The organism is Streptomyces sp. NTD91, assembly GCF_059510455.1.
The window spans coordinates 202,090-221,736 of record NZ_JCAJZW010000009.1 but is presented as its reverse complement, the minus strand read 5'-3'; the positions used below and the strand labels follow the sequence as shown (position 1 = coordinate 221,736).

Annotated in this window: 16 protein-coding genes; 9 read left to right on the top strand and 7 right to left on the bottom strand. The window is 72.1% G+C overall.

Translation table 11 applies throughout. The features are described from left to right. Window positions 1–297 precede the first annotated feature (297 nt). Complete coding sequence (locus tag AC5WRT_RS13705; RefSeq protein ID WP_496093263.1) at window positions 298–747, top strand: PTS sugar transporter subunit IIA; 450 nt, start codon at window positions 298–300, stop codon at window positions 745–747. A 79-nt stretch (window positions 748–826) separates the two neighbouring features. Further along, the gene (ptsP, locus tag AC5WRT_RS13700; protein WP_496093264.1) at window positions 827–2,497 is read left to right on the top strand and encodes a phosphoenolpyruvate--protein phosphotransferase; all 1,671 of its coding nucleotides are present in this window, start codon (window positions 827–829) and stop codon (window positions 2,495–2,497) included. Window positions 2,498–2,611: 114 nt separating this feature from the next. On the opposite strand, the gene AC5WRT_RS13695 is transcribed toward ptsP, so the two are convergent. Both AC5WRT_RS13695 and AC5WRT_RS13690 read right to left on the bottom strand, forming a co-directional pair. Then, on the bottom strand, window positions 2,612–3,505 hold the full coding sequence (locus AC5WRT_RS13695; RefSeq protein WP_496093265.1) for a DUF8829 domain-containing protein: 894 nt from the start codon (window positions 3,503–3,505) through the stop codon (window positions 2,612–2,614). A 24-nt stretch (window positions 3,506–3,529) separates the two neighbouring features. Further along, complete coding sequence (locus AC5WRT_RS13690) at window positions 3,530–4,801, bottom strand: MFS transporter (RefSeq protein ID WP_496093266.1); 1,272 nt, start codon at window positions 4,799–4,801, stop codon at window positions 3,530–3,532. A 56-nt stretch (window positions 4,802–4,857) separates the two neighbouring features. Between AC5WRT_RS13690 and AC5WRT_RS13685 the strand changes: the two genes are divergently transcribed. After that, window positions 4,858–6,177: an aminotransferase class I/II-fold pyridoxal phosphate-dependent enzyme gene (locus AC5WRT_RS13685; RefSeq protein ID WP_496100245.1), complete on the top strand. Its 1,320-nt coding sequence runs from the start codon at window positions 4,858–4,860 to the stop codon at window positions 6,175–6,177. Window positions 6,178–6,189: 12 nt separating this feature from the next. Here AC5WRT_RS13685 and AC5WRT_RS13680 read toward each other — a convergent pair whose 3' ends face one another. Beyond that, on the bottom strand, window positions 6,190–8,157 hold the full coding sequence (locus AC5WRT_RS13680) for an acetoacetate--CoA ligase (protein ID WP_496093268.1): 1,968 nt from the start codon (window positions 8,155–8,157) through the stop codon (window positions 6,190–6,192). Between the two features lie 214 nt (window positions 8,158–8,371). On the opposite strand from AC5WRT_RS13680, the gene AC5WRT_RS13675 reads away from it, so the two are divergent. Further along, window positions 8,372–10,732 carry a glycoside hydrolase family 31 protein gene (locus AC5WRT_RS13675; protein WP_496100244.1) on the top strand — a complete coding sequence of 787 codons (2,361 nt, stop codon included), beginning with the start codon at window positions 8,372–8,374 and terminating at the stop codon, window positions 10,730–10,732. 10 nt (window positions 10,733–10,742) lie between these two features. Here the strand turns inward: AC5WRT_RS13675 and AC5WRT_RS13670 are convergent, their stop codons facing one another. After that, window positions 10,743–11,279: an NUDIX domain-containing protein gene (locus AC5WRT_RS13670; protein WP_496093270.1), complete on the bottom strand. Its 537-nt coding sequence runs from the start codon at window positions 11,277–11,279 to the stop codon at window positions 10,743–10,745. Window positions 11,280–11,324: 45 nt separating this feature from the next. Further along, window positions 11,325–12,134: a M15 family metallopeptidase gene (locus tag AC5WRT_RS13665; protein ID WP_496093271.1), complete on the bottom strand. Its 810-nt coding sequence runs from the start codon at window positions 12,132–12,134 to the stop codon at window positions 11,325–11,327. A 133-nt stretch (window positions 12,135–12,267) separates the two neighbouring features. Here AC5WRT_RS13665 and AC5WRT_RS13660 point away from each other — a divergent pair, with 133 nt between their 5' ends. The 5 genes from AC5WRT_RS13660 to glpK all read left to right on the top strand — a co-directional run bounded on the left by AC5WRT_RS13660 (window position 12,268) and on the right by glpK (window position 18,404). Beyond that, entirely contained in the window at window positions 12,268–12,693 is a 426-nt protein-coding gene (locus AC5WRT_RS13660; RefSeq protein ID WP_496093435.1) for a Zn-ribbon domain-containing OB-fold protein, read from the top strand. Then, window positions 12,690–13,880, top strand: coding sequence for a lipid-transfer protein (locus AC5WRT_RS13655; protein WP_496100243.1), 1,191 nt, complete (start codon window positions 12,690–12,692; stop codon window positions 13,878–13,880). The genes AC5WRT_RS13660 and AC5WRT_RS13655 overlap by 4 nt, the downstream gene beginning before the upstream one ends. Before the next feature lie 124 nt (window positions 13,881–14,004). After that, window positions 14,005–15,654, top strand: coding sequence for a GGDEF domain-containing protein (locus AC5WRT_RS13650; protein ID WP_496100242.1), 1,650 nt, complete (start codon window positions 14,005–14,007; stop codon window positions 15,652–15,654). 375 nt (window positions 15,655–16,029) lie between these two features. Next, window positions 16,030–16,779 carry an MIP/aquaporin family protein gene (locus AC5WRT_RS13645; RefSeq protein WP_496093274.1) on the top strand — a complete coding sequence of 250 codons (750 nt, stop codon included), beginning with the start codon at window positions 16,030–16,032 and terminating at the stop codon, window positions 16,777–16,779. Between the two features lie 104 nt (window positions 16,780–16,883). Next, window positions 16,884–18,404, top strand: a complete 1,521-nt coding sequence (glpK, locus tag AC5WRT_RS13640; RefSeq protein ID WP_496093275.1) for a glycerol kinase GlpK — start codon at window positions 16,884–16,886, stop codon at window positions 18,402–18,404. A gap of 168 nt (window positions 18,405–18,572) precedes the next feature. Here glpK and AC5WRT_RS13635 read toward each other — a convergent pair whose 3' ends face one another. Together AC5WRT_RS13635 and AC5WRT_RS13630 are read right to left on the bottom strand one after the other, a co-directional pair. After that, window positions 18,573–19,178 carry a GTP-binding protein gene (locus AC5WRT_RS13635; protein WP_496093276.1) on the bottom strand — a complete coding sequence of 202 codons (606 nt, stop codon included), beginning with the start codon at window positions 19,176–19,178 and terminating at the stop codon, window positions 18,573–18,575. A gap of 65 nt (window positions 19,179–19,243) precedes the next feature. Next, window positions 19,244–19,639, bottom strand: a complete 396-nt coding sequence (locus AC5WRT_RS13630; RefSeq protein WP_496093277.1) for a DUF742 domain-containing protein — start codon at window positions 19,637–19,639, stop codon at window positions 19,244–19,246. Between the last annotated feature and the right edge of the window lie 8 nt (window positions 19,640–19,647).

Below are 19,647 nucleotides of genomic sequence, written 5' to 3'. Positions count from 1 at the left end.
GCTTTTTCCGCCTCTCCGACCACCACTCTGCAAGCATGCAGAAGCGGATCCAGAGATAGGATCTGACGAGTTGGATTCCGCCTGGCGGGGGTGCTTGCGCAGCCCTCAGCCCCGGCAGGAGTACGACTGTACACGGAGCCTCGGAGACGGCGCAAATCACGGGGTTGGTGGTCTAGACCACTAGCTGGTAGCTTCTATCCGGAACCGCTACTTCATATGACATACGCTGCTGCCAGTGCGCCGTCCGGGACACGCAGTGACGGCCCGTAAGCAGCTCCACTCCTTGGGAGGCTTCCCATGACCACCGTGACGTCCCCTCTCGCCGGGCGTGCCATCGGACTGGCCGAAGTGCCGGATCCGGTCTTCTCCGGGGCCATGGTCGGCCCGGGCACCGCGATCGACCCCGTGCGTGAGCCCTCCGAGGCCGTCGCGCCCGTGGACGGCGTCATCATCTCCCTGCACCCGCACGCATTCGTCGTGGTGGACGAGAGCGGGCGCGGCGTGCTCACCCACCTCGGCATCGACACGGTGCAGCTCAACGGCGAGGGTTTCGAGCTGCTCGTGAGCAAGGGCGACACCGTGACGCGCGGCCAGGCCGTCGTGCGTTGGAACCCGGCCGCGGTCGAGGCCGCCGGCAAGTCACCGGTCTGCCCCGTCGTCGCGCTCGAAGCCACGGCCGAGTCCCTCTTCGACCTCCGTGACAGCGGAGACGTGAAGGCCGGCGACAGCCTCTTCGGCTGGAACTGACGGCGACGCCGTCACCGGACGGCGAATCAGGAGAACCATCGCGGCGGCGGGGCCCGCCGCACTATCGGAGACGGGTGAGATGGAGACAACGCTGCGAGGCGTCGGCGTAAGCCATGGCGTGGCCATCGGCGAGGTCCGGCACATGGGTACGGCGGTGCTGGAACCGCCGGCCAAGCAGATACCTGCGGAGGAGGCGGAGCGGGAGCAGGGGCGCGCCCGCCAGGCGGTGGACGCCGTGGCCGCCGATCTCATGGCGCGCGGCAACCTGGCGGGCGGCGAGGCCCAGGCCGTGCTCGAGGCGCAGGCCATGATGGCCCAGGATCCCGAGCTGATGGCTGATGTGGACCGGCGGATCGCCGTGGGCAGCACGGCCGAGCGCGCGGTGTACGACGCGTTCGCCGCGTACCGGGAGCTGCTGGCCGGTGCCGGTGAGTACCTCGCCGGCCGGGTCGCCGACCTCGATGACGTGCGGAACCGCATCGTCGCCCGACTGCTGGGCGTGCCGATGCCGGGCGTCCCGGACAGCGACCAGCCGTACGTACTCGTGGCCCGGGACCTGGCGCCCGCGGACACCGCTCTGCTGGATCCCTCGCTGGTGCTCGGCTTCGTGACCGAGGAGGGCGGGCCGACCAGCCACAGCGCGATCCTGGCGCGGGCGCTGGGGGTACCGGCGGTCGTGGCACTGCCGGGCGCCGGTGAGCTGGCCGAGGGCACGGTGATCGCCGTCGACGGCAGCACCGGCGACGTCTTCGTGAACCCGAGCGAGGAGAAGAAGGCACAGCTGGAGGCCGCGGCCGCCGAGCGCAGGGCCGCGCTGGCCGCGTCGACCGGCCCGGGCGCGACGGCGGACGGTCACAAGGTGCCGCTGCTGGCCAACGTGGGCGGTCCCGCGGACGTTCCGGCGGCGGTCGAGGCCGGGGCGGAGGGTGTCGGTCTCTTCCGTACCGAGTTCCTGTTCCTGGACGACAGCAAGAGTGCTCCTTCCGAGGCGAAGCAGGTGGAGGCCTACCGGCAGGTGCTGGAGGCGTTCCCCGAGGGCCGCGTGGTCGTGCGGGTGCTGGACGCGGGTGCGGACAAACCGCTGGACTTCCTGACTCCTGCCGACGAGCCGAACCCGGCGCTTGGCGTGCGGGGTCTGCGGACGCTGCTGGACCACCCGGAGATCCTGCGCACGCAGCTGACCGCGCTGGCGAAGGCCGCCGAGGGGCTGCCGGTCTATCTCGAGGTCATGGCGCCGATGGTCGCGGACCGTACGGACGCGAAGGCGTTCGCGGACGCCTGCCGTGCCGCAGGGCTGCAGGCGAAGTTCGGCGCGATGGTGGAGATCCCGTCGGCCGCGCTGCGGGCTCGTTCGATCCTGCAGGAGGTCGAGTTCCTGTCGCTGGGGACCAACGACCTCGCGCAGTACACGTTCGCCGCCGACCGGCAGGTGGGCGCGGTGTCCCGGCTTCAGGACCCGTGGCAGCCGGCGCTGCTGGACCTGGTGGCGCTGTCCGCCGAGGCGGCGAAGGCCGAGGGCAAGAGCTGCGGGGTGTGCGGTGAGGCCGCCTCCGACCCGCTGCTGGCCTGTGTGCTGACCGGTCTGGGTGTCACCTCCCTGTCGATGGGTGCGGCGTCGATTCCCTATGTCCGGGCGACGCTGGCGAAGTACACGCTGGCGCAGTGCGAGCGGGCCGCCGCGGCCGCGCGGGCCGCGGACAGTGCCGAGGACGCGCGCAGCGCTGCTCAGGCGGTGCTGTCCGGCGAGTAGTCGTACCGGCGCGTCGCGTGTGTCGGGTCAGGGGCGTCCCGCCTTCGGGTGGGGCGCCCCTGGTGCGTCCTGCGTGCTGGAGGCGCGGTCCGCGTCCGCGGCGTCTCGGTCCGCTCAGTGCCGGTGGTCCGGTGTCCCGCTCTCGTCTCCGAGGTCGGGGGGCTCGCAGTAGTCGACGCCGGATTCCGGCGGGATGAGGTCGCCGGATTCGACGTCGGTGCAGTAGGCGTCGAAGACTTCGGAGGCGGTGAGTGGTTCGAGGCGGCCGCAGCGCAGTCGCCAGCCGTAGACGCGGTCGGCCGTGTCCGGGGCGCTGGTGCGCAGGACGAGACCGCCGGGGCTTCGGGTGGCGAGGCCGAGCGCGAGGACGCTGGTGAACTCCAGGACCTCGCCCTCGTCGAGGTGGATGCCGTCGTCACCGTCCCGGTCGCCGTGCAGGACGGCGACCAGGGTGTCGGGTGGTCCGGAGACACTGCACACGAGGTGGCGGTCGCCGGGTGGTGCGGTGTCGAGGATACGGATCAGAAGTTCGGAGGCGCGGGTGAAGGCCGCCCTCCCGATGTCCTCGCCGCAGGTGGGACAGGGGCCGAGGCGGGAGAGCAGGGTGGTGGCGTACTCCCATGTCGCCTGTCGTACGGCTTCGTCCACGAGGGCGGGGACGAGTGTGGCCAGGGGCCGGCCGTCGTAGGGGATGGCCGGGCCGGTCGCGGCGAGTTCCGCGGTGAAGCGGCTACGGCTGGCCGGGGCTTCGGGGTCGAGGCCGGCTTCGGCGCAGTAGGCGGCGTAGTCCTCGGGGTCGAAGAGGGCGAGTGTGGTGTGGCTGCCCTGGGCGGCGCGGGCCCTGAGGACGGCTTCCACCTGTCGGAGATAGGCCGCATGGTCGTCGAAGGCGAAGCTGCGGTAGCGCCGCATGGCGTGGAAGTCGTGTTCGTCGGTGAGCAGGCCGATGGTGCCGGCGATCTCGCGGCGCAGGACGCGCCGCATGCTCTGGTGGTCGGTGTGCGCCATGTTTCCCCCTGAGTGCGCAGTCGATCAGTGCTCACTCACCGTAACCGGCGGCACTGACAGCGGGCTCCGACGGAGGCGGTCGCGGACCAGGCGGTGCTGGAGTGCGCAGGTCGCGGCGATGGTGGCGCCGAAGGCGGTCCAGCCGAGGGGACCGGTGGCGATGGCCGCGGTGACGGCGAGCGGGCCGAGGCTGCGCTGGGCGGACTGGGCGAGTCCGTGCACGCCGAGGTAGGCGCCCTGTGCGGTGTCGGGGGCGAGGGCCAGGGAGAGTTCCCAGGACACGACGGCGTGCAGCATCTCGGCCGTGGTGAAGAGGGCGGCGGACGCGATGAGCAGGCAGATCGCCCGGTCGGTGCCGCCCGTGGCGGACAGGGCGAGGGTGACGCCGCCGGCGGCGGAGGCGGCGGACAGCGGGAGGAGCAGTTTCCGGGCTGCCGCGGTGGTGGTGCCGTAGCGGGCGAGCGGCACCTGGAGGGCGACCACCATCACGTTGTTGAGAACGAGCAGCAGGGGTGCGAGGCCGTGCGGTACGCCCTCGCTGTGCGCTATCCACAGGGGCAGGCCGACCTGGAAGACGGAGTCGTCGAGGAACAGGACCGTGTCGGTCGCCACGTAGCCGAGGTAGGTGCGGTCGCGCCAGGGGTTCGCCGGTCTCGTGCCGCGCGGTGTGCTGCCGGAGGCGGCGACGCGGTTGCCGGACGGGGGTTCCGCACAGGTCAGGGTGAGCAGTGCGATGGCCACGAAGGAGCATGCGTCTCCGGTGAGGAGCCAGCGGTAGGCGGTGGTGGTGCCGAGGGTGAGGGCGGCCGCGGCGGCGAGGCCGCCCAGGGCCCAGCCGGCGTTGGACGCGGTGCGGTTGACGGCCTGGTAGCGGACGCGGTCGGGGCCGGCGATGCGGGCGGCGTAGAGCTTGGTGAGGACGCTGGAGGCGCGGTCGCCGAGGCTGCCTACGGCCGAGATGGCGAGGAGCGGGAGGTAGTGGTCGGTGGTGAGCAGGCCGAAGGACGCGAGTGCGCGCAGGAGTTGGAGTGCGATCAGGATCCGGGTCAGGGGGAAGCGGTCGGCGATGCGTCCGCCGAGAGGTGCGCCTGCGATGCCGACGGCGCCGGAGACGGCGGCGAGGGTGCCGATCTGGGCGATGGAGAGGCCGGAGACGTAGGTGAAGTACAGGACGGAGACGGCTGCCCACAGGCCGCTGCCGATGCGGTCGACGAAGGTGATGAGCAGCATCCGGTGTCCGTCGCGGCCTCCTGGCATGCGTGCGGGCCGGATGGTGGCCTCGGGTTCGGCGTCCACTGTTCCCCCTCAGCTGGAGCTTGTGTCGAGTTATGTGCTGATACATAATCAGCGACGTGGCAACACAATATGAGATCAGTGGTACGACGGCCAAGGGGATTGCCTGGTCCGTCGAAAGGGGCGTGGCCGAAGGAGCGTTGGCGCCGGGGGGCGCGCTGCCGCCGGTGCGACGGCTCGCGGACGAGCTGGGGGTGAGTCCGGGAACGGTCGCCACGGCCTACAAGGAGTTGCGGCGGCGGGGCATCGTCGTCACGCGCGGGCGGGGCGGCACCGTGGTCGCGCCGGCTCCCGCGGTGGCGTCGCGACGGCCGCCCAGGGTGCCCGCGGGGCTGCGGGACCTGGCCGGCGGACATCCCGATCCGGCCTGGCTGCCCGCTCTGCTGCCGCCGTCACGGCTCTCGCCCGGCGCCCGCTCCCATCGCTCCTCGCCCCGGCTGGCGCGGCTCGAGGAGGTGGTGCGGGACTGGCTGGGGGCGGACGGCGTCCCGGTGGAACACGTGACGTTCGCGCACGGGGCGCTGGACCTGATCGGCCGGGTGCTGTCGGTCGAGCTGCGCCCTGGGGACGCCGTGGCCATGGAGGACCCGGGGTATCACCATCTGCTGGATCTGGTCGCGGCGCTGGGGCTGCGTGCCGTCCCGGCCGCGGTGGACGACGCGGGGATGCGCCCGGAGGCGCTGCGCGAGGCGCTCGCGGCCGGGGTGCGGGCCGTGGTGTTCAGTCCGCGCGCGCAGAATCCGTACGGCGGATGTTTCTCGGCCGCCCGCCGCGACGCGCTGGCCGAGGTGCTCCGTGCCGCGCCCGACGTGCTGGTGGTGGAGAACGACCACGCCTCCGAGGTCGCGGATGCCCCGCTGCACACGGTGACGGGAGCCGCTCTGCCGCGCTGGGTGCATGTGCGGACCGTGAGCAAGTTCCTGGGAACGGATCTGCGCTGGGCGGCCGCGGCCTGTGATCCGGTGACGCTCGCGCGGCACGACGGCCGGCTGCTGCTCACCTCGGGCTGGGTCAGCCATCTCTTGCAGGAGACCGTGCACGGTCTGATGACCGACGGGGGCACGCGCGCGTTGGTGGCGCGTGCGCGCGCGACGTACGCGCTGCGTCGCACCGCGCTGGCCGGTGAGCTGAGCGCGCGGGGCATCGCCTCGCACGCGGTGAGCGGGATGAACCTGTGGGTGCCCGTACGCGACGAGTCGGCCGTGGTGAACGGGCTGCGGTCGTACGGCTGGTGGGTCGCGGCCGGGGCGAGGTTCCGGCTGGCTTCCGGGCCCGGGGTCCGGATCACGGCCGCGGCGCTGGAGCCTGCCGACGCCGCGCGGCTGGCCTCGGACTTCGCCGCCGTACTGGGCGAGTCCGAGGCCACCTACGGAGGGTGAGGCCCGCGGAGGTCAGCCGCGCTTGCGGGCGAGTTCCTCGTAGAAGCCGAGCAGGGCGAGGTTGTCGATGGAGCCGGGGTTGACCGCCTTCTCCGGCGGAGTGCCCTGCAGGAGGCGCTTGACGGGGACCTCGATGCGCTTGCCGGTGAGGGTGTGCGGGACGCCGGGCACCTCGATGATCTCGTCGGGCACATGGCGTGGCGAGAGCTGCTCGCGGATCGTCTGCTTGATCCGGTTCAGCAGGGCCTCGTCCAGGACGGCGCCGGGCGCGAGGTGCACGAACAGTGGCATCCAGTAGCCCCCGTCGGGCTGCTCGATGCCGATGACCAGGGACTCCTTGATCTCCGGCAGCCGTTCGACGACCTCGTAGATGTCGGCCGAGCCCATGCGCACGCCCTGCCGGTTGAGGGTGGAGTCTGAACGACCGTGGATGATCACGGTGCCGCGCGAGGTGACGGTGATCCAGTCGCCGTGGCGCCAGACGCCGGGGTAGGTGTCGAAGTAGCTGTCGTGGTAGCGGCTGCCGTCCGGGTCGTTCCAGAAGCGGATCGGCATCGAGGGCATCGGGTTGGTGACGACCAGCTCGCCGACCTCGTCGATGACCGGCTTGCCGCTCGGGTCCCAGGCCTGCAGATCGGTGCCGAGTCCCGGCGCCTGGAGTTCGCCGGTGTACACCGGAAGGGTCGGTACGCCGCCGGCGAAGCAGGAGCAGACATCGGTGCCGCCGCTGACGGAGGCGATCCACAGGTCCTCGCGCACCTCGTCGTGCAGCCAGCGGAAGCCGTCGGGCGGCAGCGGCGAGCCGGTGGTGGCGACGCACTTCACCGCCGAGAGGTCGTGGTCGCGCGCGGGGTGGACGCCGGCCTTGCGGCAGGCCATGACATAGGCGGCGGAGGTGCCGTAGAGGGTGGCGCCGGTGCGTTCGGCGACCCGCCACTGGGCGCCCGTGTCCGGGTAGCCGGGGCTGCCGTCGTACAGGACGATCGTCGTGCCGGTGAGCAGGCCGGAGACGAGGAAGTTCCACATCATCCAGCCGGTCGAGGTGTACCAGAAGAAACGGTCCTCGGGGCCGAGGTCGCAGTGCAGGCCGAGCTGCTTGAGGTGCTCGACCAGGATGCCGCCGTGGGACTGGACGATGGCCTTGGGCAGGCCGGTCGTGCCGGAGGAGTACAGCACCCACAGGGGATGGTCGAAGGGCACCTGCTCGAAGACGGGTTCGGTGTCCCGCGCGGTCAGGGCCGACCACGCCAGGGCGCCCTCCGGTGCCTCGGTGCCGAGCAGCGGGATGTGGACGACGGCGCGCAGGGTGGGCAGCTCGCGGCGCAGTTCGGCGACGACCTCGCGGCGGTCGTGCTCCTTGCCGCCGTAGCGGTAGCCGTCGACGGTGAAGAGCACAACGGGTTCGACCTGCTGGAAGCGGTCCAGCACACTGCGGGCGCCGAAGTCGGGGGCACAGGAGGTCCACACGGCGCCGACGGCGGCGGTGGCGAGCAGGGCGACGACGGCCTGCGGGATGTTGGGCAGGTAACCGCTGATCCGGTCGCCGGGGCGGACACCGAGCGCGCGGAGTTCGGCGGCGAGGGAACCGACCTGGCGGCGCAGTTCGGACCAGGTCACCGCGCGCGGTGCGTGGGTTTCGTCGACGTACAGGAGGGCGGGCTGATCCGCGCGGTCGGCGGCGGCACGCAGGGCGTGCTCGGCGTAGTTGAGGGTGGCTCCGGGGAACCACTGGGCGCCGGGCATCGCCCGGTCGCCGAGCACGCGTGCGTAGGGCGTCGAGAAACGGACGTCGAACCACTCGGTGACGGCTTCCCAGAACCTCTCCAGGTGGTCGACGGACCACTGGTGCAGGGCCGGGTAACCGCCTTCGGCGGGGGCGCCGTGGCGCTCGGCGGCCCAGGCCTGGAATCGGGTGATGCGTGCCTGGGCGATCCGCTCGGGATCGGGCTGCCAGAGCGGCTGGGGGTTCGCGGTCGACATGGTGGCGGCTCCCGGGCTGTGCGCGTCGTGTGCGTCGGTCCGCGCACGGCTGGGGTGTGCGCGTGACGCGGCTGACAGGGACGATGCCATGTGATCGACTTCTACACCAGGGTGTCCCCCACACAGTCCGCGTCGTGAAGATGTGCTCGCACCATGGGTGAACGGCAGTTGAACGACACGCGCGCGTGGGGCACGCAGTGGCAGGGTGAGCAGCATGGACGGTCGTGACCTGGTGCGTTCGGTGAGTGGAGTCGGTGCGGGGCGGGCGGCTCGGGGGTTGCGTACCGTCCGGGCGGCGTGGCGTCGGCGGCGGATCGACGCCGCCGCCCTGCCGCGACGTGGAGCCGAGCGGGCTCGGGTCCCGGGTCGGGTGGAGGACGTGGAACCGGGACCCGGCGGCGGACTGATCCGATTCGCGCGCTCCGAACTGCGGATCACGGTCGCCGTGAACGGGGCGGTCTTCTGGGGCTGGGACGGAGCGGGTCCGCAGCCCTCGTACGCGCTCGCCGGGAGCTGTCCGGAGGCGGATCCGCGAGCGATGCTGGAGCCGGACAAGGACGGTGGCTGGCGGGTGGTCGCCGAGCGGGTGACCGTCGCCGTCTCCCGGCACGGCGCGGTGGAGGTGCGCACGCCCGGCGGAGTGACCCTGCGGCGGGACCTGCCGCCGCGCTGGTGGGAGCCGGTCGACGGGGGCCCGGCGCGCTGGACGCAGCGGTCGGAGGTGCCGGCGGACGCGCGCTTCTTCGGCCTGGGCGGCCGGGCGTCCGGGCCCCGGCTGCGGGACGGGGCGTACCGGCTGTGGAACACCGACCCCGGCCGGGCGTTCGGCCCCGCCGACGACCCGCTGTATCTGACCATGCCGGTGCAGCTCCTGGTGGCGGACGCCGGCACGCATATGGTGTTCCACGACACGACGTGGGACGGCACGGTGGTGTTGCACGAGGGCGAGGAGGGGGCCGGGTCGGGGCACGACCGGGCGGGGCGCTGCGAGCTGCGGATGGACGGCGGCCCGCTGCGCTGCTGGGTGATCGTGGGCACCCCCGCACGCGTGCTGCACACGTGGGCCTCGCTCACCGGGGCGCCCGCACTGCCGCCCGCGTGGGCGCTCGGTCACCACCACGCGCGGTGGGGCTTCGGCAGCGAGCAGGAGGTCCGCCGGATCGTCGCCGGATACCAGGAGCGCGGGCTGCCGCTGGACGCCGTGCACCTGGACATCGACCACTACGACGGCCACCAGGTGTTCACGGTCGACCGGGAGCGGTTCCCGACGCTGCCGCAGCTCGCCGAGGAACTGCGCCGCGACGGGATCCGGCTGGTGTCGATCGTCGACCCGGCGGTGAAGGCGGCGCCGGGGAACGCCGTGTACGACAGCGGTTCTGCCGTGGACGCGTTCGTGCGGGACGCCTCGGGGCGCACGGTGCGCGGTGTGGTGTGGGCCGGGGAGTCGGTCTTCCCGGACTTCACGCACGCGCGCGTGCGCAAGTGGTGGGGCGGGCTCTACGAGGAGCGGCTGGAGCAGGGCTTCGCCGGCTTCTGGCACGACATGAACGAGCCGACGTCCTTCACCGCCTTCGGTGAGCCGACCCTGCCGCGTTCGGCCCGGCACGCCCTGGAGGGGTGTGGCGGGGATCACCGGGAGGCGCACAACGTGTACGCGCTCTGCATGGCCCGGGCGGGCTACGAGGCGCTGCGCGAGCTGTCCCCCGGTGAGCGGCCCTTCCTGTTCTCCCGGTCGGGCTGGGCGGGGCTGCAGCGCTACGGGGGCACCTGGTCGGGGGACGTGGCGACGGGCTGGCCGGGACTGCGGGCGTCGCTGTCGCTGGTGCTCGGGCTCGGGCTGTGCGGGGTGCCGTACTCGGGCCCGGACGTGGGCGGTTTCGACGGCGATCCGTCGCCGGAGCTGTATCTCAGGTGGTTCCAGCTCGGCGCGTATCTGCCGCTCTTCCGCACCCACGCGAGCCTGCGGGCGGGGCGCCGGGAGCCCTGGGCGTTCGGCCCCGAGGTGCTGGAGCACGTGCGCGTGGCGCTGCTCCAGCGACGGCGGCTGCTGCCGTACTTCGTCACGCTGGCGCACCTGGCCCGGCGCACCGGCGCGCCCTACGTGCGGCCGCTGTGGTGGTCGGCACCGGAGGACCGAACGCTGCGTGACTGCGAGGACACGTTTCTGCTCGGGGACGCTCTGCTGGTGGCTCCGGTGCTGGAGCCGGGCGCCGAAAGGCGTGCGGTGCGGCTGCCGCGCGGCCGGTGGTACGACACCGTGACGGAGGAGGTGTACGACGGGCCGGCGCGGGTCCTCGTCGACGCGCCGCTGTCGCGGGTACCGGTGTTCGCTCGCGCGGGCGCGGTCGTCCCCGTGCGCGGCGCCGACGGCGGCCTCGAGCTGGAGGTGTGGTCACCCGCGCGTGGCCGTACGGGGGGCGGTCTGGTGGTGCCGGACGCGGGGGACGCGTGGGACGAACCGGAGGTCGAACGGTACGTCGCCCGCCGCCACGGTGCTCGGGTGGTGGTCACGCGGGACCGGGAGGCGGGGTCCGCCGAGCCGCCGTACCCGGTGCGGGTGCGGGGGCTCGACTGAACCGCGTCGGTCAGACGTACCGGCCCTCGAACCAAGCCCGTACGGCCAGGGTGTGCAGCGGGAAGGCGAGTTCCTCGGGCCGGCGCAGCAGCTGCCGGCCCTCGGTCTCGTCCGTGGGAGCGGCGGGCGGGAGGCCTTCCGCCGGGCGCTCCGGGAGGAGTCCGAACAGCAGCAGGTGGCCGTCGGGCGAGCTCATGGCGTCCACGAGCCGTACGTCGCGCGCGGCCGCGTCGATGCCGGTCTCCTCCTTGAGTTCGCGCACGACGGCCTGCTTCCAGTCCTCCCGGTCGTCGATGTAGCCGCCGGGCAGCGCCGTGCCCCCGCGCGCGGGGGCGACGGTCCGGGTGATGACGACCAGGGCCGTGCCCTTGGTGTCGTACACGGGCTGGAGCGCGATCGCCACCGGGAGCGGATTGCGGTAGGCGACGGTTCCGCACGCCGGGCAGGTGCGCGGCCAGCCGGAAACGCCCTCTCCGTAGGGCGCTCCGCACGTCGAACAGTGCGAGTCCGGTGCGGAATTGGCAGTTGAGTGCTGAGTTTCGGACACGCGCGGACTGTATCCGATCGGAAGAGGGCCGTCTTGGGCAGGCGGTCAGTCTCCGCTGGTGAGCGACCTCCGGGACACGGGGAAGTCGAAGTAGGTGTCCGGGTAGGGCTCGGGCTTGTACGTGTAGTGCCACCATTCCTCGGCGAGGTTCACGAACCCGAGGCTCTCCAGGGTGTTCTTGAGCAGCAGGCGGTTGGCGCGCTGTGCGCCCTGGATGCGCGGGTCGAGGGTGTGGGCGAGGGTGTCGAAGCAGTCGAATCCGGTGCCCATGTCGACGGAGTTGTCGGGGAAACGCTCGTCCTTGGGCGCGTAGCAGGGCACGAGCGGCTGTCCGGGGTGGTAGGGGCGGGTCGGGCGGGCGGGGAGCCTCACGATCGTGAGGTCCATGGTCGAGCCGCGGCTGTGGCCGGACTTCTCGGCGATGTAACCGTCCTCGAAGAGCCGGGTCTTGTCGACGTTCGGGTAGAACTCGCCCTTCATCGCCTGGTCGTCGAGGTCCCGGGCCCAGCGGACGAAGTGGTTGACGGCGCGCTGCGGTCGGTAGCAGTCGTACACCTTGAGGGTGTAGCCCTTGCGCAGCAGGAGGAGCTGGGCCCTGTGGAGGGCCTCGGCGGCGGGGCGGGTGAGGGTGCAGATCGGCTGCTCGTAGCCGTCGATGCGCTCGCCCACGAAGTTGTGCGGCGTGAAGTAGCGGATCTCCTGGACGATCGTCGGATCCACGCTGCTCAGGGCCACGAAGTCCTTGGGCGCCCGGGGCTTTGTCGTCGCCCCGGCGGTCGCGGGGGCGGTCGTCACGGCCAGCAGGGCGGCGAGGGCGGTGACGAGACCGCGGACTGCACTGGTGAGTCGTGTCATGCCTCCTGCGTCTATCAGGAGGCATTCCGGCCGGGAAGCTCTCTGCCCATTTCCGGATCGCGGTGGCACACTTCTGACGCACCGTCAGAATTTTGATGCCCGGGGAGGGACTGTGCCGCACATCCGCACGCCCGTGGTCGATGGATGGTTCGTCGGCGACGGTGACGGCTTCCGCCTGCTCGGCACCCGGTGCGCCGCATGCGCCTCGGTCTTCTTCCCCCCTGAGAACCTCCACTGCCGCAACCCCTGGTGCCCCGGCGGCGATCTGCACGAGGTACCGCTCTCTGCGCGCGGCCGGGTCTGGTCGTACACGGACAGCCGCTACCGGCCTCCGTCACCCTATGTGAGCGATCCGGAACTTCCCTGGGTGCCGTGCACGTTGATCGCTGTGGAGTTGACGGCCGAGCGGATCGTGGTGCTGGGCCAGGCGGCTCCCGGTGTCACCGTCGCCGATCTGGCGGTGGGCATGGAGGTGGAGGTCGTTTCCGGAGTGCTCCACGAGGACGCGGAGACGACCTGGACGACCTGGAACTGGCGGCCGGCGGGGGTGAGGGCGTGACGAAGGACGTGGCGGTGCTCGGCGCGGGCATGCACCCGTGGGGCAAATGGGGGCGCTCCTTCGTGGAGTACGGGACGGCGGCGGCCCGCGCGGCGCTCGCGGACGCCGGTGTCGGCTGGCGGGACGTCGGCTCGGTCGTGGGCGCGGACACGGTGCGTGGCGGATATCCCGGGTATGTGGCGGGAGCGACCTTCGTCAGGGCCCTGGGCCGGCAGGGCGCGAAGATCGCGAGTGTGTACGCGGCGTGCGCCTCCGGGGCGCAGGCGATCGCCACCGCCCGGGCGCAGATCCTGGCCGACCTCGCCGACGTCGCACTCGTGGTGGGCGCGGACGCGGCGCCCAAGGGGTTTTTCCGGCCGGCGAGCGGCCACCGGCCGGACGATCCCGACTGGCTGCGCTTCCGGGTCCTGGGAGCGACCAATCCCGTGTACTTCGGGCTGTACGCGCGTCGGCGGATGGCGGTGCACGGGGACACACCGGCGGACTTCGCCCTGGTGAAGGTGAAGAACGCCGCGCTGGGCGCCCTCAACCCGTACGCCCGCTACCGCAAGCGGGTCACCGCCGAGGAGGTCGCCGCCTCCGCGATGGTCGCCGATCCGCTGCGGTTGCTCGACATCTGCGCCACCTCCGACGGCGGCGCCGCCCTGGTGCTCTCCAGCATGGAGTTCGCGCACCGGCACGGCGTGGCCCGGCCGGTGCGGATCCGGGCGGTGTCCACGGTGACCCCGCACTTCCCGAACCGGACCCTGGACCTGCCGGACATCGCCACGGACCCGGCGGTGGCGGTGGACGCCCCCGACGAGACCTTCGGGGCGTCCATAGCCCGGACCGCCTACGAGGAGGCCGGCATCGGCCCCGGTGACCTGTCCCTCGCCGAGGTCTACGACCTGTCCACCGCCATGGAGTTGCAGTGGTACGAGGATCTGGGGCTGTGCGGCGAGGGCGACGGGGCGAAGCTGCTGCGGGAGGGCGCGACGGCCCCCGGCGGCCGCATACCCGTCAACACCAGTGGCGGGCTCGCCTCCTTCGGGGAGGCGGTGCCGGCCCAGGCCATCGCGCAGGTCTGCGAACTGACCCGGCAGCTGAGAGGCACGGCGGGCGACCGGCAGATCGCCCGCGCGCGCGTGGGGATCTCCGCCACCCAGGGGCTGTTCGGGCACGGATCGTCGGTGATCGCGGTGAGATGAGCCGAAGGCCGGTGCGACCGTGGTGGCGTCTGTGGCTGTCCACGCTGCGTGACCACCTCGGAATCCTGCGTGAACGTCTCATGAACTGCGCCTGGGGGTGCCCGCGCAGCGCCATCATGCTCCCGTGCACTCCTGGACGGACACTCTCCGCTTCGCCTTCCAGCCGGTGGTCAACCTGAGGACGGGCGCGGTCGCCGCACTGGAGACACTCGCCCGCCCGGAGACGGGCGACATCCTGGCCGAGGCCCGCCGGGATCCCGAACTCGACGGGAGACTCGCGGTGCTGGCACTCCGCGCGGCGACGCGCAAGGAGACCCTGCTGCCGCTGCACCTGAACGTGTTCGCGGCCACCCTCGCCGACCTCGGCGGCCTCCGGCCGCTGCACGACGCCGTGCGCGCGGCCGGACGGCTGCCCTGGGAGGTGACGCTGGACGTGGTCCCGCCCTATACGCACGTGCCGCAGCGGGCCCTGCTGGAAGCGGTGGCCGCGCTGCGCGAACAGGGGTTCCGGATCAGCGCGGACGGCATCGGGGACGGCGACGTGCCGCTTCGGCTGCTCACCGACCTCTCCCCCGACCTGGTCAAGCTGGACGCCTCCCTGCTGTCGCGGCCGGCCGCGGTGCGCGCGATGCGCACGCTGTGCGAGGAGCTTCGCGCCCTGGTCGCGGTGGAGGGCGTGGAGACGGAACTGCAGTACGCGGCGGCCGTGTCGGCCGGGGCGCAGCTCGGCCAGGGCGAGCTGTTCGCGCCGCCGGCCCGGATCCCCGCGGCGGACGTATACGTTCCGCCGCGCTCCCCCGGCGCCGTCGGTGCGCCCCGGTCGGGGCCGTCCGTGCGGGAGTTCGTCCGTCCGGCCGCCGTACTGCCGGTGACCGCCCCGGCAAGGCAGGTGCGGTCACTGCTGACCGGTTCGCCTGATGTGTCCGGGGTTCTGCTGGTGGACCAGGCGGGCAGACCCGTGCGCTCGGTGCACCGCTCCCGGTTCCTGCTGTCGATGTCCGGCCGCTACGGGCACGCCCTGTACGCCGACCGGCCGGCTTTCAAACTCGGGGACGCGCCGCGCACGGTCGGGGTCGACGCCACCGCCTGGGAGGTACTGGACGTCGTCGCGATCGGCGGCCGGGACCGCACCTCCGACGACGTCGCGGTGGTCGACCGGCACGGCCGGTGCGTGGGCGTCGTACGGCTCGCGGACCTGGTGCGGGCGCTGGCCGAGAGCCGGGTCGAGGAGGCGGCCGGGCTCAATCCGCTGACCCGGCTGCCCGGTTCCGACGCGATCACGGGCGAGGTGGACCGATGGATCGCGGACGGCCGCGCCTTCGCGCTCAGCTGGCTGGACATCGACCACTTCAAGCAGGTCAACGACGGTGCCGGGTTCGCCACGGGCGACGAGCTGATCCGATCGGTCGGGCGGGCGCTGCAACAGGCGGTCGCCGGGCACGCGCGCGTGGGGCACATCGGCGGGGACGACTTCCTGGTACTGGCCGAGGAGGAGGCGCTCGATCCGCTCGTCGCCGCCGTGCTCGACACGCCCTGGTCGGCCGGAGGCCGGCCGGTCACCCTCTCGCTCGCGACCGTGGTGTGCGCGCCGGGCAGCGTGGGCGACCACCGGCAGGCCGCCGCCCGGCTGGCTCCGTTGAAGCAGGCGGCCAAGGCGCTGCGCGGTGCCAGCTGGGTGCTGGGACGGGCCGGGCTGCCCGGTCACGAGGTCCGGCGCGGAGCGGGGGCGGCGCCGGCACCGGCGGGGTACGCGGTCGTGGAACCGGGGCGGTGAAGGACCTTGCCCTGTTCGACCTTCGAGCGACGTACCGGTTGAGGACCGTGTCCCCCGCCGCCCGGCACCGTGACCCGGGCAGGGGCGCGTCGATGTCACCGTCGCCGTCGGCAACCTTGACGCCCCCCGGGCGCCGGTGAACACTTCCCGGTGTCGGCCGACATCGCCGTACATTCTCGGCGTTATCAGGCACTGTGCCACGGGTCTGTCCTGCTCCACGACCCGTCCTTCCCCGGCGATACGGCTGCGACGGCACGCTCGTCACGGACGCCGGGCGGGACTCGGTACTCCCTGTCCCCGGCTGAAGACGCCAACGGAACTTTCCTGCACGGAAGGCCGGGGCCACCGCCCCCGAAAGGCGCCAAGGGAGCCGCCATGAGCAACGGAGACATTTTCGTCGGCGAAGTCATCGGCACCGCCATCCTCGTCCTCTTCGGGGCCGGTGTGTGCGCCGCCGTCACCCTGAGATACTCCAAGGCGCGGGCCTCGGGCTGGGTCGTCATCGCGTTCGGCTGGGGCTTCGGCGTCCTCGCGGGCGCGTACACCGCCGCTCCCCTCTCCGGCGGCCAGCTCAACCCCGCCGTCACCCTCGGCATCGCCATCGACACCGGCAAGTGGGGCAAGGTCTGGGTGTATCTGCTGGGCCAGCTCGTCGGCGCGATGATCGGGGCCGTGCTGGCCTATCTGGTCTATCTCGCCCAGTTCCAGGCGAACGTCCGCAAGGAGGGCACCACGGAGGGCACGGCCGACGAACCGGTGCCGACGCTGGGCGTCTTCTCGACCATCCCGGAGATCCGGAACCCACTGGCCAACCTCGTCACCGAGATCATCGCGACCGTCGCGCTGGTCCTGCCGATCCTCGCCTTCGGGCTGACGAAGGGGCTCGGCGAGTCCGGTACCACCGTGCTGATCGTCTCGCTGCTCGTCGTGGGCATAGGGCTCTCCCTGGGCGGCCCCACCGGTTACGCCATCAACCCCGCCCGCGACCTCGGCCCGCGCATCGTGCACACCTTCCTGCCGATCCCCAACAAGGGCAGCTCCGACTGGGGTTACGCCTGGATCCCGGTCGTCGGCCCCCTGATCGGCGGGGCCATCGCCGGCGCCCTCTACAACACGGCCTTCTGATCCGCCGTTTCCCGCCCCTTCGGCCCCGAACGCCGACCTCGTCCCTCTCCCCCGCAACGCGCCCCTCCGACCAGCGACCCGACCCAGCGACCCAGGGGACTGCCATGACGGACACCGCCGACACCTACGTCGCCGCCATCGACCAGGGCACCACGTCCAGCCGTTGCATCGTCTTCGACCACAGCGGCGCCATCGTCGCCGTCGACCAGCGCGAACACCGCCAGATCTTCCCCAAGCCGGGCTGGGTGGAGCACGACGCGACCGAGATCTGGTCCAAGGTGCAGGCCGTGGTCGCCGGCGCGCTCGCCAAGGCCGGGCTGCGCGCCGACCAACTGAGCGCGCTCGGCATCACCAACCAGCGCGAGACCACCGTCCTGTGGGACCGCGCCACGGGCAAACCCGTGCACAACGCGATCGTGTGGCAGGACACCCGGACCGCGGCCCTGTGCGGCGAACTGGGCGGGACGGACGGCCAGGACCGCTTCCGCGAGCAGACCGGACTGCCGCTCGCCAGCTACTTCTCCGGTCCCAAGGCGGCCTGGCTGCTGGACGACGTGCCCGGCCTGAGGGAGCGCGCAGAGCACGGCGAGATCGCCTTCGGCACCATCGACTCCTGGCTGATCTGGAACCTCACCGGCGGCACCGAGGGCGGCCGGCACGTCACCGACGTCACGAACGCCGGCCGCACCATGCTGATGAACCTGGAGACGCTCCAGTGGGATCCGGCCATCCTGTCCGTCATGGACATCCCCGAGGCGGTGCTGCCGGAGATCCGGTCCTCCGCCGAGGTGTACGGCACGGCCGTCGGACAGCTCTCCGGGGTGCCCGTGGCCTCCGCGCTGGGCGACCAGCAGGCCGCCGTCTTCGGGCAGGCCTGCTACGACGTGGGCACCGCGAAGAACACCTATGGCACCGGCAGTTTCCTGCTGCTGAACACCGGCGACCGGCCGGTGCCCTCCAAGAACGGGCTGCTGACGACGATGGGGTACAAGATCGGCGGGGAGGCGCCGGTCTACTGCCTCGAGGGTTCCATCGCGACAACGGGTGCGCTCGTCCAGTGGTTCCGCGACCAGCTCGGGATCATCCGCACCGCCGACGAGATCGAGACACTGGCGGCGAGCGTCGAGGACAACGGCGGCGCCTACATCGTGCCCGCGTTCTCGGGCCTGTTCGCGCCCTACTGGCGCTCCGACGCGCGCGGTGTCGTCACCGGCCTCACCCGGTACGTCACCAAGGCCCACCTGGCGCGGGCGGTGCTGGAGGCGACGAGCTGGCAGACCCGGGAGGTCGTGGACGCCATGTACCAGGACTCCGGAGTACGGATCAGCACTCTGAAGGTCGACGGCGGCATGACCAAGAACAGCCTGCTCATGCAGCACCAGGCGGACGTCCTCGGCGTGCCGGTGATCCGGCCCCGGGTCTCGGAGACGACCTGTCTGGGTGCCGCGTACGCGGCCGGTCTGGCGACGGGCGTGTGGAACGACCTGGACGAGCTGAAGTCCCACTGGCAGCAGGACGCGCAGTGGACACCGGCGATGGAGCCCTCGGTACGCGACCGCGAGTACCGCAACTGGCGCAAGGCCGTGGAGAAGAGCTTCGGCTGGCTGGAGGAGGACGGAGCGTAGCGGGATCGCGCACGCGCGCGTGCCGGCTCCGCTCCGAAGAGTTGCGGCACGCACGCGTGAAGGGTCCTCACCGGACCACGGCCCGTACCCCGGTCGGCGGGGGTACGGGCCGTGCCCGTGGGTCGGCCGGGGAGGTCCCCCGGCCGGCCGTGGCAAACGCCCCGTCGGTCAGCCGAGGGCGGCCCGGCGGCGGTCCGCCCCATGGTCCATCGCGTGCCGGACTACTCCGATGAGCACCTCCTTGACCGATTCCCGCTCCCGCGCGTCGCACAGCAGCACGGGGACGTCGTCGTCCAGGTCGAGAGCCTGCCGGACCGTCTCGGCCGGGTAACGGGCCGCTTCCTCGAAGCAGTTGACGCCGACGAGGAAGGGGATGCCACGCCGCTCGAAGTAGTCGACGGCGGCGAAGCAGTCCTCCAGACGGCGGGTGTCGGCGAGGACCACGGCTCCGAGCGCGCCCTCGGACAGCTCGTCCCACATGAACCAGAACCGTTCCTGCCCAGGTGTGCCGAACAGGTACAGCACCAGGTCCTCGCGCAGGCTGATCCGGCCGAAGTCCATGGCCACGGTGGTGGTGTGCTTGCCCTCCACCCCGCTGGTGTCGTCGATGGGGCGGCTCGCCTCGGTGAGTAGTTCCTCGGTGCGCAGCGGCCTGATCTCGCTGACGGCGCCGACGAGGGTCGTCTTGCCCACGCCGAAGCCGCCTGCCACCAGTATCTTGAGCGTGACGGGCTCGACCGGGGACGCGCCGCGCTCGGAACGCCCGAAGATCATCGGTCTCTTCTCCTGCTCGAAGGGTCCTGCTCGAAGGGTCCTGCTCGAGGGGTCCTGGGCGACGTTCACAGTGCCCGGAGGCCGTTGATCACGTCGCGCAGAATCCTCTCGTCCGGCAGCTCGGCCGGCGGCACCGGACGTGTGACATGGACGAGTTCCGCATGCACGAGGTCGCCGACGAGAACGCGCACCACGCCGACCGGCAGGTCGAGTCCGGCGGCGAGTTCGGCGACCGACTGCGGCTCGCGGCGGCAGAGCCCGACGATCTCCACGTGTTCCGGCGCCAGCGTCGGGTCCGTTTCCGGGTCCGCCACGTCGGGTTCGGTGACGACCACCGCGATCAGGTCGAGCCGGTGCTGGGCCGGACTTGTGGTGCGGCCGCGTGTCATGGCGAAGGGACGGACGACCGGTCCGGCCTCGTCGTCGAACCAGTGGTTGCTTCCCTGCCCGTCTGTGCTCATGACATCTC